The sequence below is a fragment of the Spirosoma aerolatum genome (assembly GCF_002056795.1).
GTDB classification, from domain to species: Bacteria; Bacteroidota; Bacteroidia; order Cytophagales; family Spirosomataceae; genus Spirosoma; species Spirosoma aerolatum.
Genome location: NZ_CP020104.1, coordinates 7121205 through 7138363, shown reverse-complemented (window position 1 = coordinate 7138363; position 17159 = coordinate 7121205). Strand labels below are relative to the sequence as shown.

The following is a 17159-nucleotide window of genomic DNA, read 5'->3' as shown; positions in this document are numbered from 1 at the left end:
AGCCTGTAGTTTTGGGTATTCCAAACCCATTGAATAGGTCTAACCACGAGCGCCATGTTACACAATTTATCGCCAGAAGTGACCGATTTTGTCTTGCGTAATCAGTTCTTTGGACGCATTGGCTGCTATGCTGATGGGCAGGTATTGGTTTTGCCGGTTTCCTATCTCTACGATGGGCAGGCCATTTATGGCCAAACGCGGGAAGGAACTAAAACGCATCTGCTTCGGCAAAATCCGAAAGTATGTTTTGAAGTGGATGAAATGACTACACCAACCTGCTGGCGAAGTGTGGTAATACAGGGGGAATACGAGGAATTGGAAGGTGATGAGCGGATGTATGTAGCGCAACGCCTGGGGCCTGGGCGGGTCGCCCCACGCATATATACTCAGGAAGTGGTCGCTGAGCCGGTTATCGAGAAACCCATGATTGTGTATCGGATTCGGATTCTGAGTAAGACGGGGCGTAGTGAAACAAAAGAGTAGAACCGAAAACCTGTTTTAATCCATACAGTCATGGAAGCGCTTGATACCACCATCATTACCGTGTACATAGTTGTCAATAGCCTGTCGGTGCTCCAGTTGATCGCCAGTTTTCGATGGCCGCTGGTCGCGCGGATCGGCTTCTTTGTACTCTTCCTGGGAGCAGCTATCATCAATACCCGTACCGGGCTGGAGACGCCCTGGCTTTATCAGGATTTTGCCGATTACGCCATTCCATTGTACCGTCGATTTATTCTGGGGTCTTTTGAATCAATCATCACACCCATGGTGCAAAGCATTGCTGTAGGTCAATTGCTTATCGCAGCATCGATGTTTATGGAAGGCAACTGGTTTAGGGCTGGGTGCCTGGGTGGCATTATTTTCTGCCTGGCTATTACTCCGCTTGGGTTCTCAGCCGCTTTCCCGGCTACCCTACTCATGGCGATGGCTTTTTATCAGCTTTATCGACGGGGTAATAATCGACTGAATAAGAAAGAAGTAGCCACCAGAACATTGGCTTTGCCTTTTAATTAAGATGAACGTTTACAGATCTGCGTTATGGCTATCTGAATGGTAGGGCTCTTAGGCTGATTACGCTTGTTTGTTTTTGCAATTCTTGTCAACATGATACCAACCGAAACCCCTCCCCAGGCTCGCTCTGATCAGCACCGTATTCGACCGCTGGTGACGAATGCACTCACTCAGGCGCTCGATGGGCCCAAAGATCGCCGGTCGGAACTCCGGTTTATTGTCCAGGTTGGCTGGCAGTTTTTGAAAGGGCTACGGACGCTGCACTTTGTGGGGCCATGTGTTACGGTCTTTGGGTCAGCACGTTTTCAGGAGGACCACCCCTATTATAGCCTGGCGCGCCAGGTTGGTCGAGCCATTCGGGAGCTTGGCTTTACGGTGATGACGGGTGGTGGACCAGGGCTGATGGAGGCAGCTAATCGGGGTGCGTATGAGGCTGGTGGCCGGTCGGTTGGGTGCAACATCCGGCTGCCATTTGAGCAGCGGCCCAATCCCTATTTGCACACCGGCGTTACGATCGACTTCTTTTTTGTACGGAAGGTTCTCCTGCTGAAGTATTCCTACGCTTTTGTGGTAATGCCTGGTGGCTGGGGAACGATGGATGAGCTATTTGAAACGCTGACGCTCGTACAAACCGGCGTAATTCACCGGTTTCCGGTGGTTTTGATGGGCCGCGACTATTATCAGCCTTTGCTGGAGTATATGCAGGCTATGATTCAGGCGGGAACGATCAGTCAGAACGATTTACAGTATGTCTGTTTAACCGACGATGTAGCGGAAGCCCAGCGGCATATTCAGACGTATGTTCAGCAAAACTATAAGGTTGTTAAACGGCGCAAGCCTTTATGGTGGTTGCTGGAACGGGTGTGAGCGCGTTGTTTTTGCTATAGAACCTTACCGAGTCATTTCTTAAGACGTATCATGTATAAAATCCTTCTATTAACCGATTTCTCAGCGGCCTCGCAACATGCGATTGCGTATACCCAGGCCCTTTTCGACGATACAGCGGCCGACTTTTGTTTGCTGTATGCCTGCCCCATTGAGCCCGATATGGAATATGCTGGTGCTACGCTATTAGCCGAACGCTGGCAGATGGCCGAAAAATTGCTCAAACAACTCCGTGCCGAAATGACTGGCCAATCAGCACCTGCGTACCATAGCTACCGAACTATGGCCGTGATGGGGTCACCAGCCGCTATTGTGAATCAACTGCTGGTGAAAGAGCCTTATGATTTGGTCGTACTAGGGGCTACGGGTTCAGGATGGAGCGAACTATTGGGAAGTGTAGCCACCGATCTGGTCCGTGATGCGAAAACAAACGTGCTGGTTATTCCGGCGTCGGCGCCTATCCGACCTACGAAAACGATTGTTCTGGCAACCGATTATCGGTCTGTCAACGATTCACGGTCGCTGCGCATACTGAACGATCTGGCGAGTCGGAAAGACGCTGACCTGACGGTACTAACGATCGAAAATCCAGAAAAACCCGAAACCCGGACATCTGCATTAGGGCGTCAATATGTACTGGACGCCTTTCAGGAAGTGCAGACGGATACCTACACCATTTATGACGACAGTGTGTTACATGGCATCAGGACCTACCTGAAAATGCATACGGTCGATATGCTGGTTATGCTGCCGCATCATAAAAGCTTATTCGACATTATCCGGCACAAAAGTGTGAGCCGCACAATGGCTTTTCAGCCTACGGTTCCCTTCCTTGCCCTTTACGATGCCCCGTTACGAGACCAGCCATCGAAATTTGATAAAATACCATTTGCCACTTACCTAGACTAATATACGTATGAAAACCGACAAATATCGTCAGCTCACGGATGTGCATCTGCTGCATCGGATCTGGCGCAGCGAACTGGAACTGGCTCTTCAGGAGGTGAACTTTTGGGAAGATCTGCTGGGAACCTTAGATGAAACAATAGACCCAACGTTGATGCCTGTCGAAACCTGGCGAACAGAAATTAGCCAGCTTCACCATTTTCGACGCTTGATCAAGCGGTTGCTGAATGAGATTCAGGAAGTGAATGAACAGGTCGCTTTGGGGGTGCGGTTCGATCAGGTGCTGGATAAAGATACCCGTCTGAACCACCAGTATTTACGCGAAGAAATGGATAGCTTCCATACTGATTTTCGTGCCTTCAAAAACGACATACGGCAGTACCTGGCCGCTCAGCCTGCCTTATAAAGACAGCTAGTTTCGTCCTGATAATCCCGCTACAGCCTACAGGGTCGGTAGCGGCAGGGCTTTTAAGTTCCGCGTTTCACCCCCCGGCCCCCTGAAGGGGGAGCGGGGGGAAGAGGCCAAACAAAAGTTGGTTAAAATTAGAACCAACCAGAGTACTTAACAGCCCTACCTGTAGCGCCATTGTCGTTTCAGCATAAAAAACCAGTTCAGGAAGCCCGAACTGGTTTCTACACTCTTATACTAGTTTAATTAACCAACTACAACGCAACTGTTTGCTGGGTGCGCTTGCTCTGGATGAGTGAGATTGTTGAGGGTTACCTGAGCGATCTGTGAAAGCGCTTCTTCGGTTAAGAAGCCCTGATGAGAAGTTACCACTACATTCGGCAAATGGGTCAGCGTATTGAGTGCTGAATCCGGTAAGAGTTTCTCCGACCAATCGGCAAAGAAGAAGTCATCTTCAAGTTCGTATACATCTATGCCCAAAGCTCCCAGTCGGCCCGATTGCAGAGCATGTAGCACAGCTGAGGTATCTATCAGGCCACCCCGACTGGTATTGAGCAGGTAAACCCCCGTTTTCATCAGCTTCAGTGAATCGCTGTTGATCAGATGATGCGTTTCGGGAGTAAGTGGGCAATGTAACGAGATAATATCGGATGCCGATAGTAGCTCAGGCAGTGTCCGGTATTCGACACCCAACTGTTGCAATACCGCCGACCTTACCTTGTCGTAGGCAATCACATGGCAACCAAAACCAAGCATAATTCGGGCAAAGGCGACCCCGATCTTTCCAGTACCCACAATGCCAACCCGCTTTCCGTAGAGATCAAAGCCCAGCAGGCCATCGAGTGTGAAGTTATTTTTTCGGGTACGCTGGTAAGCCAGATGTATTTTTCGATTCAGCGCCATTAGCAGTGCTACCGTATGTTCGGCTACCGAGTGGGGCGAGTAAGTTGGGACTCGTAAAACCCGAATGCCTAGTTGCTGGGCCATTTCTACATCGAGCTGGTTATATCCTGTACAGCGTAAAGCCACCAATTTGATACCAAGATCGGCCAGGCGCTGAAGCGTAGGCGCATTAAGCTGATCATGGACAAACACACAGATCGCGTCGTGACCAGCCGCCAGTATTGCCGTTTCTGGAGAAAGCGCCTGAGGAATAAACGTCAGTTGATGTTGCGTAGCCCGATTGGCCGATTCCAGAAACGGCTGTTCAAACGGCTGGTAGCTAAAAAAGGCAATTTTCATCGTGTGGCGAAACGGAGTTCGATTTAAACAATAGCCAGTAAGGGCAAATCCGTCAGGCGGGCCATGCGTTGGGTCTCGCCTTCCGAAAATAACTGCCATAACCAGCTTCGGCTTTGGGGAAGCATCATGATCAGATCCGCTTTGTTGGTGTGCGAAAAGTCAAGCAGGGTTGTGTATACTTCCTGCCCTTCGACAATACTCAATGTATGCGGTTGCTGACTAAGCAGTCGACGAATGAGCTCGGCTCCCTCTTTCACCTGAGGATCTGCCGGGGTTTCGCTGATGCAGAGAACGTTGATGACGCTGCCAAACTCCCGGGCAAATGTGAGGGCGGTTTCCAGCGCAATCGCATTCGGTGGTACCGCAAGGTCAATACCTAATACGATGTTTTTCAGTCCAGCATAGGCTGTCCCTGGTGGAACCAACAGTAACGGGACTTCGGTTTCGGCAACCATATTGGTGGCAATACTGCCCATTAGCTGCGCACTTTGCGGAGCCGTACCTACCGTCGACATGACGAGCAGATCAGCCCGTTGGGCTTTGGTAAACTGCCGGATGGCGTTCATAGTATGCCCTTCCTGAGCAACACACTCAACCGGGATGGTAAGGCCAAAATCCGTTTCAAGTTGTTGGGCAAGATGGTTTAAGGCCTTTTCACTATTGGCCTGCATGGCTTTTACCGACAAGGGGAAGTCGCCTTCTTTAGCCGGATTATCGGGCCAGAGGTGAAGGGCATGAAAAAGAACAAGGCGGGCTTTTTGCTCATTTGCCAGTTGGGCCGCAAACTGAGCAACCCGATTGGCATTCGCCGAAAAATCAGTAGCAAGAACAATCGTTTTCATAAGTGAAGTAGAGGCTGGCATGCGCTGCGAACCAGTCGGGCAAAGCGCCTGCGTGTTAAATGACCGTGTAAAACAACGGCTATTCTGCCACAGCACTTATGATAGCAATCAGATGATTGGCTGATTTTGGTAAGTAATCGAGCCCTGAACAAGGCCGCTGATCCGAATGGGCCTTCTCCGTTTATCGGCTATTTTCGACAACCTATTGACCCATTCCGACGCTTCGTCAAGTTTTGCTTTTAGCCGGACAGGGCAACCCACTACTTTTGTCCACAAGTGAACGAGGCCTGTCCAGTTATGGACACTATCCAAAAATGGGACGACGGATAATAGTCTGATTTTTAGATGGTTAATTAAATTGGCACAACCTTTGGATTCATATAGGCAACACAGTAAACAACACATTCAAAACACACAACACAAATACTACCATGTTAACACTAATGAGCAAAGTCGCAGCGTCAATCTTAGTAAGTGCTTCGGCGTTAATGAACCCTACTACCCCTAAAGGCCTTTCTTTCGATGCAAGTGCCTATGTTACGGCCAATCATGAAATTCGGGTGGCTGTTCAGAAATCAGCACCTATTCCAGTCGTTGTTTTATTGAAAAACAAGAACAACCAGGTTGTTTTTGAGCAAAACATTGGCAAGAAGGAAGAGAAGTATGCGATGAAACTGAACGTAGACGAACTGACCGACGGCGATTACGAACTGGAGATAAAATCCAGCGAAGGCAGTATCCGCAAACAGGTGAATTTGTCAACGAAACCAGTTCTGCAAAGTAATCGGGTTATTGCTATGCAATAAACCTAGATGAACAAAAAAGCACCAAAGCCCGGTAATGCCGGGCTTTGGTGCTTTTTTGTAAATGGCAATTAATAAAGGCTCAATTGCGAGGCACAGATGGCTTGTATACGCTCACGGCTACGTTTCAGCCGCATCTTAACGGCACTTGGCTTGAGCTTATACAACTGAGCAATATCATCGATACTCATTCCATCTTCATATTTCAGGCGTAAAAACTTTCGTTCACTGTCGGTCAGCCGATCCATCGCAACCCGCATGAGTTGTAAGGTCTCTTCATGAAGTTGAGTATCACCATAATCGGCCTGGGTTTCCTGTAGATGGATCGTTAAATCCGTGGTAGGTATACGCCGGGCTAGTCGAAGCTGGTCGGCACAGTAATTGTAGGCAATGGAGTAAAGCCAGGTAGAAAAACTTGAGCGCTGTTGAAAAGCATCTAGCTTATGAAATGCCTTCAGAAAGATGTCTTGTGTGAAATCCTGAGCCTGCTCAGAGTCGTTGGTCATCGATAGGCATTGCTGATAGACCTTTCCTACATACCGGTTGTAAAGAGCTTCAAAACATTGGTTAGGCTGCTGGGGCAGGTAGTGGCGAATCATTTCTTCGTCACTTAAGTGAACTTTCATGGTGTAAGAGTAACAAGTAGTTTAGAATTATTCTTCAAATTTAATTAAATATTTCATTATGGAGTATATAGGTCTGAAAAACAGGCTGTAAACTTAATGAATCTATTAAACGGTGTATATACATGGATTATAAATAGTCGAATAGTTATTTAAATAAACAAAATATTAATATTTTCAACACTATTTTTCTTGCTTTATTGGGTGAGAATCTGCACTCAGGCTTGCCTATGAGCCTATGTATAGAGTGGGATTAATTTAGCTATGCAGTAAAATAAATGCGCCAAAGCACGGTGAGATCGGCTTTTGTTTAACTTTGAAGGCTTTGAATCCTTTTAATGTTAAACAAAAATTTGCGTGGAAGATGAATCTTCACCAGATGGCCTTCCTGCACATGGAGGGAGCTATAAGCGTGTGTTGATGAACTGGCTACTGGTTACTGCCGATTTTCATTCAAATTATAATCGACTGGTTAAGTACCTGAATGCTCATAGTGCCCAACAGAAACCGCCTGAACATGGTAAACTATACGCAGGTCAATGCCCGATTGGTCCGTTAATCTCGCTGGTGAATACGATGCAACAAGAACTGGAAAGGTTAGTCACCGATATAGATCAGTACCATCAACCAGATTCCGCTAATCATAACGAGTACTATACCAAACTTGCAGATCATACGCGGACGATCAGGGCGTTAAATAAGCAGGCGAATACGCTGCTGCAATTGGCCACGCTGCCATCGCTGCAACGGTGAGGGAGTTACGCCAGAGGCAGATAGAGCTGAAATATAGCCCCGTGACCCGGTTGGCTGATGGCCGTAATGGCCCCACCGTGGTTTTGAGCCACCTTCTCACAAATGGCAAGGCCCACACCCGTTCCAGCAAATTCATTCTTTCCATGCAGCCGTTGAAACACCTGAAAAATGCGGTCCAGGTACTTTTCATCGAAGCCGATGCCGTTGTCGGCTACACTGATGCAGGTATACACAGCCGACAGCCGAACTGGTTTAATCGAGCCGGGCAACTCTGTAGACGGAACGGTATGAGAAAACACTCGAATCTTCGGTGTAGTATTTTTTTGTCTGAACTTCAGTGAGTTGCTTAATAGGTTCTGGAATAACTGAGTAAGCTGGGCAACATCGGCTGAAATTATGGGTAGGTCTTCAACCGTAATTTCAGCCATCGACTCCTCAACGCTCACTGATAAATTGTCCAGGGCTGTGTTGATCACCTGCGTCAGAGGAATTTCGACGGGTTCTTCCTGCCGAGTAGACAGACGCGAGTAGGTGAGGAGGTCTTTGATTAGAACCGACATACGGGCTGCGGCCGACTGCATACGGTCCAGGTACAGCAAATCTTCGCTCGACAGGGTTGTACTGCGGGTTTTGACCAGATCGCCAAACTGCTGTATTTTTCGTAAAGGCTCCTGTAAATCGTGACTGGCAATGTAGGCAAACTGACTGAGCTTGGCATTACTCAGGTTGAGTTCTTTAATAGTTGTTTCCAGTTTACGCTGCGATTGTTCCAGCTCTTCTTTGGCGCGGCTTAGCTCTTCTTTTTCCTGGAGGGTTTGTCCAACAATCTTTTGTGCATCAATATTGACGACAAACCCTGTCCAGGCATTTACTTTGCCGAGGTCATTTGCGACGGGCTGGGCCGAGAATAAATGCCACAAATAATCCTGCGTCGCTTTTTCTTTTAGCCGGAACTCATACTGAAAAGGCTGATGCTGGCCTGCCTGTTCGGTCCATAGTTTCCAGAAAGGAAGGTAATCGTTCGGGTGAATAATGTCCGACCATTTACTTTGATTAAGACTTTGAATGGATCGGCCCGTAAATTCGGTTACCCACTCATTGGCATACAGTAGCTGTCCCATCTGATTGGCGGTAAAAATCATCAGCGGCAGCGAGTTGGTTACCTGTTTATAGTGCTGCTCGCTGGCTTTCAGCCGTTGTGACAGTTCCTGTAACTGATCATTTTTTCGCTTTATTTCATCATAAGCAGACAATGGCTGATCGGCCATGAACTGAGCACGCCAATCCTGAATTCGCTCAGCGCTGATCCGGCGACTGATGGGCAAGTTGAAATATAACGTAATCTTACTTTCGCGTCCGGTGGTGCTAATTTCCAGTTTTTCAACCAGGCGCTGTGCATACTGCAATCCCTGATGAAGCGGATTGGCTACAGTAAGGGTTTTATCTTCAATAACTGCAACCAGTGCCTGATTACGCTGATAATGGGTTGCTCCTAGCATCAGAATGGGCTCGGTGCCATGTTCCAGGCTATAGCGGGCCACTTCTGATACGGCGGTAGCGAAAGTCGTTTGAGCAGCCAGCGACAATCCGGCCAGCTCGGCTAATTTCATAGCGCGTTTATGGGCCAGAATCAGGTCCATTTCATTGCTAAGCAGTACTTTAGCTAATTCCTCCATAGGTAGCCTGCATACGCCCGATAAACAGCGACACATCATCGGTTTGTCGGGCGTAATCTTTATATAGAGCTGCGGCCAGAACCGTTAGGTCGTAGCGATGAATTAAAGGATATTTATTGGCATCCCAACGGGATTGAATCCCGTCGGAACACATAATCAGTAACTGGCCCGGTTCGAGCGGTAAAAAGTGGTCATTCATGGCTGAGGGAAGATTCATGCCAATAATACCATTATACGACAACAGGTTTTTATTGGTGATGGCTCCACTCAGCCGAGTCGAAATATTGCCAACGCCACACCAGTTCCACCGATGATTCTGAACATCATACACAACAATGGAACCGACCAAACCGCGCGTTTTATGTACGGAGCGGTGTAAAAACCGGATAATGTCTGCCGGGCGCTGATCGACACAAACCCGAAACGCATTGATAGCGGCCTGAACAGCCGTATACGCTTCTGGACCATGCCCCAGCCCATCTCCTACAAAGAGTTTGATGTAACCGTCGGTCTTCTTAACGTAAATGCCATCACCACACATCGTTTCGCCCGGTTTGGCAACTATTAAGGAGCGAAACTCGAATCCCGATGCCTTTGCCTGCGCAGTCAATGGGTTTTTGAAAATCCTGACTAATAAAATGGTTCCCCACCCTTTAATCGAATAAAGCTGCGACTGATCTGCCAGGCGTTTTATCGACCCCAGGCCATGCCCCAACGTATTGGTGGTCGATATGCCATCCTGCATCATCCGGGCCGGATCGGCCATCCCTGGGCCATTATCCAGGCTGATGATTTCCAGCCCCGCATTGCTGGCAAGTTGAAAGTGCCGGACCAGCAACTCACCTCCTCCTGCGTGCTTGATGAGGTTGGAAGTTAGCTCGGCTATAATCAAATCAATTTCGTTCAGCCGTTGCGTAGTAAACCCTACCAGCGTGGCGAGTTGATAGATGCCTTTTTTGATGCTTGATAAATAACTTCGATCAAGCGCCTGAAAGCGTACATGGGGGGAGTTATCCATTCTTCCATTTTAAAATAGTTACTGTCGTTCCCTGTCCCACAGTGCTTTGGATTGAGAATTCATTGACCAGCCGCTTGGTGCCTGGTAATCCTAAACCCAGGCTCTTTCCGGTCGAGTAGCCATCCTGCATAGCCAGACCGATGTCGACAATGCCCGGCCCTTTGTCGGAAAATGTCAAGCGAACCCCCGTGTCGCGTCCACGGCTTACCACTTCAATCAATACATTACCTGTACCCGCGTAACGGAGCATGTTGCGGACCAGTTCACTGGCGGCCGTAATGAGCTTGGTTTGATTAACAACGCCCATCCCAATTTTCACGGCTACCTCTTTGACGCGGTTACGGAGAGGCACCACATCCTGCTCCCGCGTGATAGCGATGCTGTCTTTATTCAGGGTTATCAGCATCGTCGTCAATCAGTTCATCGTCGGAGCCGAGTTTTGTTTGCAGAAGAGCCATACCACGCTCTACATCAAGGGCCGTATACACACCACTTAACGATAAGCCCAGTTCAATTAAGGTAATGGCAACCGCAGGCTGCATACCTACAACCACCGTTTCGGCATCAAGGACTCGGGTCATGCTGGCAATATTGCCCAGGATACGACCCATAAATGAATCGACGATTGAGACTGCCGAAATATCGATCAGTACTCCACGAGCGCCGGTTTTATGAACCATATTCACCAGATCAGTTTCCAGATTCAAGGCTAACCGATCGTATAAATCAACCTGAATGGTGACCAGCAGAAAGGGGCCCATTCGCAGAATTGGTATTTTATCCATCTGGTAACGACGCTATAGGACTTTCTTTTCGGACTCTACTCGTTTCACTGTCAGTTTATTCATACTGAATGCGTGTTTGAGGGCACTGGCCAGCGAGGCTTTAGTAATGATATTTGACAGGTCGATGCCCAGGTGAACGACCGTCTGGGCAATTTCTGGCCGAATACCGCTGATAATACAGTCGGCACCCATCAATCGGGTAGCACTGACAGTTTTGATCAGGTGTTGCGCTACCAGTGAGTCGACGGCCGGTACGCCGGATATATCCAGAATAGCAATACTACTACCCGTATCGACAATTTTTTGGAGGAGGCTCTCCATCACAACCTGTGTTCGGGCACTGTCTAGCGTACCTATGATCGGCAGGGCAAGAATACCATCCCATACCTGAATAACTGGCGTTGAGATATCGCTGATCTCTTCGGTTTGTCGGAAAATAACTTCCTCACGGCCTTTAATAAACGTTTCGAACGTAACGACGCCAAAACTATCCAGCAGGCGATTGAATTTCAGAACGGTTTGAAAGAGTAGAACGGGATCGCTGCTTAACTCCTGTTGGAGCAACTCAAAAATGGCTTCTTTCAGGCTGAAAATATAAAGGCCGGTTTCGCGCGGGGAGAAGCCCTGCCGCGCTCTCGACATAGAAATACCCGACAATAGCTCGAATAACTCGTCGAAGCTGGACGACTCGATTTGGTTTATATTGTCGTCGTTTACGGTCTTTACCAGCAGATTAACCAATTCGTCAGATTGCAGACGAAGTTCGTCATTCGTCATCAAATCATCCCGAAGGGTATCACTGGCTAACTGTTTCTGCGTCCAAGTATCTAAAAGGCGGGCCTTGTTTTTTTTTAGGAATTGAGCTATGCTACTGGTCATGAGGCAAGTTGATTGTATAACAAACAAATGTATAAATTACTGGATGATTACTATAAATAGTTAGGGAGTGGTTCGACTAAATACCCCGTGAAAATAACAGCTCTACCAGTCTATGATCTATATAATGTAGATATGTTGAAATGTATGATTGGTTAGCAGGCAGGTCGTCATCAACTCAATCATTTTGGCGAAAAAAAAGCCTGGGCTCACTAATGCCGAAGGACGAATAAATAAGCACGGGCTCTCTCATAACGTTTCTGGCTGGTAAACCAGAAACGTTATGAGAGAGCCCACCTTAATTCAGGATTTATGGGTGGAGGAATACGAGGCAGGTTAGGTTGCTGAACAGGCTCTCAGACCTACTATCCCTATGCCCATAACCACTAAAAAGAAGAGTTCGGTAACTGACCATGAAGCTCTAAAAACGGCTACATCAACGAGTTTTACCAGCGCTAAAGTCATGGCAGTCCAAATGGCGAAAGCCGTTGGTGTAGGAATTTGTTTTATAGCCAGCGAGAAGAAGAACATGTTGACGAAGCCGAATACGATATTCCCCAGAAATGGTAATAGCACTGGTAAACCGGCATCTGGAGAATAAAATGAGTCCCAGCGTAAGGTTTTCAGGTCATCGAAGGCCATGTATTTGAGCGAATACGTCCAGCCGGTCTGAAAGAATGCTGCAATCAACAGAAATAACCAGGCATGCATAGGTAAACGAGGTATTGTACTCAAAAGGTAGCTGTCGCTGGTAAAAGTAAGGCGTTCCCATGATCTATATGTTACCGGGCTGTTATTGATTTATAAAGGATTCGCTCAGAGGTGATTGTTTCCTATAAGTGGTCGGGTTGCCTATCAGGTAGAGGCTCAAAACGAGTGAAAAATCAGGAACTTTTGAAATCATAACAGTTTGAAAATACTTCGGTAAAACTGGGGTAATCTCTAACTGCTTGTTTTGCGCTTTCATTGATGGCTTTTTCGGGATGGCCTTTCGTTCAGTTGTCTGTTTTATCGGTTAGCTGAGTACACTCTCTCAACAATAGATGCATGATAATGAAGGCTTTACTCTTCATTGCGGTTGGTTTGGCCGGGTTTTCTCCCTTTTTTAAATGGGATCTTGCCATTAGCTTAAACTCCTCTACCACAGTTGATTCGCTCGGAGCCTGTCAGGGCGTAAGTTACCAACAGGATAAGGTGTACTTGTATGGCGATCGGGAGGTCGGTATGATCCGCTCCTATTCGGTCGGAAAAGAATCGCTCACCTTTACCGGGCAGGAGGTGAAACTAACTGTCGATGGTAAGGATGTAATTAATCACCCGACGGGTATTGCCTACAACCAAACAGGGCCGACCTTCATCGGCAACAGCATCCGGCTGAACCCTGAAGGTACCAAATGGCGGGCCGTGATTTATATGGTCAATTGGGCGGGGCTGCTTCGGGCGGGTACGCTGGATGATAATCTGCTGAATACAATTGAGGATGATGCGTGCATTCAGGGCACACGGCCCGAATATGTGCGCTACCAGAATAAATGGTACGTAGCTACAGCCGATTATGGCGATAAAGCCAATGAAGTGCGGCTCTACGATCCGATGCTGCTGGCGAAAGCGAAAAAGACCAGTGAAACTGGGGTAGTTGTGAAAAAATTTACCTGCTCACCCTGGGTACAAAATCTCCATTGGATACCATCGAAAGGCGTGTTGGTCCTGATTCAGAATCAGATAGAAGGACGGCGCTGGCGATTTACGTTTCTGGACCTTAAACGGTCTATCGAGTCGGGACGGGAACAGGTCATTAAAACCGTCGACATCGACAAAGCGGACGAATTAGAAGGGTTTGCTCTCCTGGGCGATAAACTGACTGGTCTTGCTGTGACCTCATCGCGGACGAATAACGTGCATTTTATGAACCTTGCCTGGTAACCCACCAGGATTTTGCTGTACAACTAATCCAATACTATACAACTTGACATGAATCGTTACTCAATTTCATTGAGCAGGTGTCTCTTTTGCCTAACATTGCTGGCCTGCCTGCTCGCCAGCCATCAACCAACGCTGGCGAGTCCACGTACAAGGTCTTTGCTTCATCAGGTTATTCGTATTAGCGGTACGGTCACCGATGAACAGAACCAACCCATTCCGGGCGTTAATATTGTTGAAAAACAAACCCGGAAAGGAACTGTTACGGATGCCAATGGCCAGTTTTCGCTGGATGTAAACGCTGGGGCTACGCTGGTGTTTTCGTCGGTAGGGTTCGCCACGCAGGAGGTGACGGTAGGTTCGCAACCGATACTAACAGTACGGCTGAAAGAAGACGTCAACCAGTTGAGCGAAGTAGTGGCCGTGGGGTATCAGACTCTGCGGAAAAGCGATGTAACGGGCGCTATCGCCAATGTGAAAGCCCGCGAACTGAACGTAGCCGCCCCAACACTGGGTCAGGCACTGGTCGGTAAGCTGGCGGGGGTACAGGTGTCGCAGGTGAGCGGGGCTCCGTATGTGAGTACTAAAATTCGGGTGCGGGGTATCGGGTCAATTAATGCCAGTTCCGATCCTTTGTATGTGATCGACGGCTTTCCGGCGGGCAACGATGTATTCATCAACCCAAACGATATTGAAAGCATTGATATTCTGAAAGATGCCGCTTCGGCCGCTATCTATGGGTCGCGGGCATCAGGCGGGGTCGTACTGATCACCACCAAACGCGGGAAAGATGGCAAGGGTAAGTTCGATTACGAATACCAGTATGGCATTAACCAACTGGCTAAAAAAGTAAAACTGCTGGATGCCAGCGGCTTTGCGCAACTAGTGATCGATGGTCGCAATAACACCTACCGCGACCTGGTGCAGAATAGCGGCAAAACCTGGAGCGATGCCATGTTCTCGGACGATAATGCAACCCGGATTGCCAAAGTGGGGAATGCCTCGTCGGTCAGTATCCCCACCGAATTCTACGATTTCGCTAACCAGAAACTGATTACCCCTAAATACAATACCGACTGGCAGGACGAGCTGTACCGAAATGCTCCCTTCAGTCGCCACAATCTAACGTTCTCAGGTGGAAATAATGGAGTTCGCTACTTGATTAGCGGTGGCTACCAGAATCAGCAGGGCATCATCGTGGCTACCAAACAGGAGCGGTTGAATTTTCGCGCCAATATCGATGCCGACATCAGCAAGAAGTTTAAGGTAGGCACCAGTATGTTTGTGACCTCGACCAGCAACCGTGAAGTGCAGGAAGGACGTTTTAATCAGGGGCCAATTCTGGGCGCTTTGATCTATGCGCCGATTTTCCGGGCGCGCGACGAGAATGGTAATCTAGTCAAAAATGAGATGGCGTCTCAGCAACCGGTTTATGGGTATCAGACTATTGAGAATCCGGTGGCGATGGCTATGGAAACGAACATTACCCGCAAAGGGCTTCGTGGCACATTCAATGGTACGGCCAGCTACGAAATCATTCCGGGCCTCGTAGCCAAAGCGAATGTGGGTATGCAGACTTACAATGAGAAATATGAGTATTATCTGCCCACCAGCCTCAGCAGTGGTAATAACCCACCGTATTCGCCCCAGGCCATTGCAGCCGCTACCGCTCAGGCCCTCTCGCTCAATACGCAGAATCTGCTGGCTGAGTTTACGGCTACCTACGCCAAACAGATCGGCCGTCACCGGATCAATGGATTAATTGGCTACACGGCGCAGAAAACCAACCTCGACCAGATCAGTGTATCGGCCCAGGGATTCCAGAATGATGCCGTGCAGGAAATTACAGCCAAGGGTGCCGATCCTACCAACTTTTTCCTGAATACCACCACTACTACCAGCAGTGTTGGCTTTACCGGAACGGGTAAGCAGGAAGAAACGCTGCTATCGTATCTGGCGCGGGCTGAGTACAACTACGACGACCGCTATTACCTCACGGCTGCCTTCCGTACTGATGGCTCGTCACGCTTCGGGCCATTGAATCGCTGGGGTAGTTTCCCATCTATTTCGGGTGGCTGGACGATCTCGAACGAACCGTTCTATGCCGATGTGTTTGGCTCGTCATCGACTCTGAAACTGCGGGGAAGTTGGGGGCTTACCGGGAACTACAACGTAGGCAACTACAATTACCTGCAAACGATGGCTAGCCCAACTGGAGCGGTATTTGGATCAGGAACTATTCAGACGGCCTTTTATTCTGGGCCTATCAAAGACCAGAAGCTGGGTTGGGAGTCAACGTCGCAGTATAATCTGGGCGTAGATCTGGGCTTATTTAATAACCGAATACTGCTGATTGCCAATGGGTATCTGAGCTATTCCTATAACCTGCTATTTAACCAGCCAATCTCGGCTATTTCGGGCACTACTAGTATCCTGACCAATCTGCGCGACTCGAAAATCCGGAACCAGGGCGTTGAATTGCAGATCGATGGCCGGGCTATTTCGACACCGGATTTCAAACTGAACCTGAGTGGTAACATCTCGCTTAACCGCAACAAAGTATTGAATATGGGCGGAGCCAACACCATTCTGGTAGCCGGTGCCGAGCGGTCGTATATCACACACATCACGCAGGAAGGCCAGCCCGTCGGCATGTTTTATGGGTTCAAAGCGATCGGTATGGTACGCCAGAAAGACATGGACAATCTGGCGGCCGACAATGCCGTCTACAACGCAGCTACGCAATCGTTTCCGGCAGGCTATGTTCTGAAAGGCCCCGCCCGGTCAACTGCTTCGACGAACCCGCTCCGTCCCGGGGATCTGATTTTCCAGGACGTAAATGGCGATGGTGTCGTGAACGATGCCGACAAACAGGTGATTGGCAGTCCGTATCCAAAATTTACGTATGGACTTTCCGTGAACGCCAGCTACAAAGCGCTGGATTTCAATGCCTCGTTCAACGGTATTTATGGCAGTCAGGTACTGGATGGTCAGGACTACTACCTGTTCAATATGGAAGGGTCGGGCAACCAGTATTCGGTGGTGGCTGATCGGTATCGGTCAGAAGATCAACCCGGTAATGGACAGGTATACCGGGCATCGCGCGGGGGAACGCAAAGCAACAGCACCCGCTTGTCGACTTTCTACCTGCAAAACGGGTCATACTTCCGATGCACAAATCTGACGCTGGGCTACAATTTGCCCGCTAGCCTGGTGGCCAGAGCACATGTCAGTGGGCTGCGGCTATATGTAAACGTCAACAACGCCTTTACCATCACCAAATACAAGGGCTATAACCCAGAGGTAGATTATAACAACGGGGCTAACCTGGCTCCGGGTGTCGATTACGGCAAATATCCGCTGGCTCGTGGCTACAACCTGGGTGCACGCATCACTTTTTAAAAATGGAT

General features: G+C 48.6%; 18 protein-coding genes. 9 read left to right on the top strand and 9 right to left on the bottom strand.

Going from position 1 to position 17159, the window contains the following annotated elements; all coding sequences use genetic code 11:
* The first annotated feature begins 54 nt into the window (after nt 1-54).
* The 5 genes from B5M13_RS29775 (at nt 55) to B5M13_RS29755 (ending at nt 3208) form a co-directional block, all read left to right on the top strand.
* Entirely contained in the window at nt 55-483 is a 429-nt protein-coding gene (locus tag B5M13_RS29775) for a pyridoxamine 5'-phosphate oxidase family protein (protein WP_080059125.1), read from the top strand.
* 30 nt (nt 484-513) lie between these two features.
* Complete coding sequence (locus B5M13_RS29770; RefSeq protein ID WP_080059124.1) at nt 514-1014, top strand: hypothetical protein; 501 nt, start codon at nt 514-516, stop codon at nt 1012-1014.
* A 90-nt stretch (nt 1015-1104) separates the two neighbouring features.
* Nucleotides 1105-1878 (top strand): LOG family protein, encoded by a 774-nt coding sequence (locus tag B5M13_RS29765; protein ID WP_080059123.1) that lies wholly within the window; start codon nt 1105-1107, stop codon nt 1876-1878.
* 51 nt (nt 1879-1929) lie between these two features.
* Nucleotides 1930-2805, top strand: a complete 876-nt coding sequence (locus tag B5M13_RS29760; protein ID WP_080059122.1) for a universal stress protein — start codon at nt 1930-1932, stop codon at nt 2803-2805.
* A gap of 7 nt (nt 2806-2812) precedes the next feature.
* Nucleotides 2813-3208 carry a hypothetical protein gene (locus tag B5M13_RS29755; RefSeq protein ID WP_080059121.1) on the top strand — a complete coding sequence of 132 codons (396 nt, stop codon included), beginning with the start codon at nt 2813-2815 and terminating at the stop codon, nt 3206-3208.
* 249 nt (nt 3209-3457) lie between these two features.
* Here the strand turns inward: B5M13_RS29755 and B5M13_RS29750 are convergent, their stop codons facing one another.
* Nucleotides 3458-4453 carry a 2-hydroxyacid dehydrogenase gene (locus B5M13_RS29750; protein ID WP_080059120.1) on the bottom strand — a complete coding sequence of 332 codons (996 nt, stop codon included), beginning with the start codon at nt 4451-4453 and terminating at the stop codon, nt 3458-3460.
* A gap of 23 nt (nt 4454-4476) precedes the next feature.
* On the bottom strand, nt 4477-5295 hold the full coding sequence (locus B5M13_RS29745; protein WP_080059119.1) for a universal stress protein: 819 nt from the start codon (nt 5293-5295) through the stop codon (nt 4477-4479).
* Nucleotides 5296-5738: 443 nt separating this feature from the next.
* Here B5M13_RS29745 and B5M13_RS29740 point away from each other — a divergent pair, with 443 nt between their 5' ends.
* The gene (locus tag B5M13_RS29740; RefSeq protein ID WP_080059118.1) at nt 5739-6101 is read left to right on the top strand and encodes a hypothetical protein; all 363 of its coding nucleotides are present in this window, start codon (nt 5739-5741) and stop codon (nt 6099-6101) included.
* Between the two features lie 68 nt (nt 6102-6169).
* On the opposite strand, the gene B5M13_RS29735 is transcribed toward B5M13_RS29740, so the two are convergent.
* A complete protein-coding gene (locus B5M13_RS29735) occupies nt 6170-6724 on the bottom strand; it encodes an RNA polymerase sigma factor (protein ID WP_080059117.1) in 555 nt (184 codons plus the stop codon).
* A gap of 354 nt (nt 6725-7078) precedes the next feature.
* Here B5M13_RS29735 and B5M13_RS29730 point away from each other — a divergent pair, with 354 nt between their 5' ends.
* On the top strand, nt 7079-7474 hold the full coding sequence (locus tag B5M13_RS29730) for a hypothetical protein (RefSeq protein ID WP_155297353.1): 396 nt from the start codon (nt 7079-7081) through the stop codon (nt 7472-7474).
* Nucleotides 7475-7479: 5 nt separating this feature from the next.
* On the opposite strand, the gene B5M13_RS29725 is transcribed toward B5M13_RS29730, so the two are convergent.
* The 6 genes from B5M13_RS29725 to B5M13_RS29700 form a co-directional block, all read right to left on the bottom strand.
* Nucleotides 7480-9150: a sensor histidine kinase gene (locus B5M13_RS29725; protein ID WP_080059115.1), complete on the bottom strand. Its 1671-nt coding sequence runs from the start codon at nt 9148-9150 to the stop codon at nt 7480-7482.
* Nucleotides 9134-10168 carry an ATP-binding SpoIIE family protein phosphatase gene (locus tag B5M13_RS29720; protein WP_080059114.1) on the bottom strand — a complete coding sequence of 345 codons (1035 nt, stop codon included), beginning with the start codon at nt 10166-10168 and terminating at the stop codon, nt 9134-9136. Before B5M13_RS29720 ends, B5M13_RS29725 begins: the two co-directional genes overlap by 17 nt.
* On the bottom strand, nt 10161-10574 hold the full coding sequence (locus B5M13_RS29715; protein WP_080059113.1) for an anti-sigma regulatory factor: 414 nt from the start codon (nt 10572-10574) through the stop codon (nt 10161-10163). The genes B5M13_RS29720 and B5M13_RS29715 overlap by 8 nt, the downstream gene beginning before the upstream one ends.
* Nucleotides 10555-10953, bottom strand: a complete 399-nt coding sequence (locus B5M13_RS29710) for an STAS domain-containing protein (protein ID WP_080059112.1) — start codon at nt 10951-10953, stop codon at nt 10555-10557. The genes B5M13_RS29715 and B5M13_RS29710 overlap by 20 nt, the downstream gene beginning before the upstream one ends.
* A 12-nt stretch (nt 10954-10965) precedes the next feature.
* Nucleotides 10966-11832 (bottom strand): STAS domain-containing protein, encoded by an 867-nt coding sequence (locus B5M13_RS29705; RefSeq protein WP_080059111.1) that lies wholly within the window; start codon nt 11830-11832, stop codon nt 10966-10968.
* A 333-nt stretch (nt 11833-12165) separates the two neighbouring features.
* Complete coding sequence (locus tag B5M13_RS29700; RefSeq protein ID WP_080059110.1) at nt 12166-12540, bottom strand: DMT family transporter; 375 nt, start codon at nt 12538-12540, stop codon at nt 12166-12168.
* 342 nt (nt 12541-12882) lie between these two features.
* On the opposite strand from B5M13_RS29700, the gene B5M13_RS29695 reads away from it, so the two are divergent.
* Both B5M13_RS29695 and B5M13_RS29690 read left to right on the top strand, forming a co-directional pair.
* On the top strand, nt 12883-13752 hold the full coding sequence (locus tag B5M13_RS29695) for a hypothetical protein (protein ID WP_080059109.1): 870 nt from the start codon (nt 12883-12885) through the stop codon (nt 13750-13752).
* Between the two features lie 156 nt (nt 13753-13908).
* On the top strand, nt 13909-17151 hold the full coding sequence (locus B5M13_RS29690; RefSeq protein WP_245859555.1) for a SusC/RagA family TonB-linked outer membrane protein: 3243 nt from the start codon (nt 13909-13911) through the stop codon (nt 17149-17151).
* Nucleotides 17152-17159 lie beyond the last annotated feature (8 nt).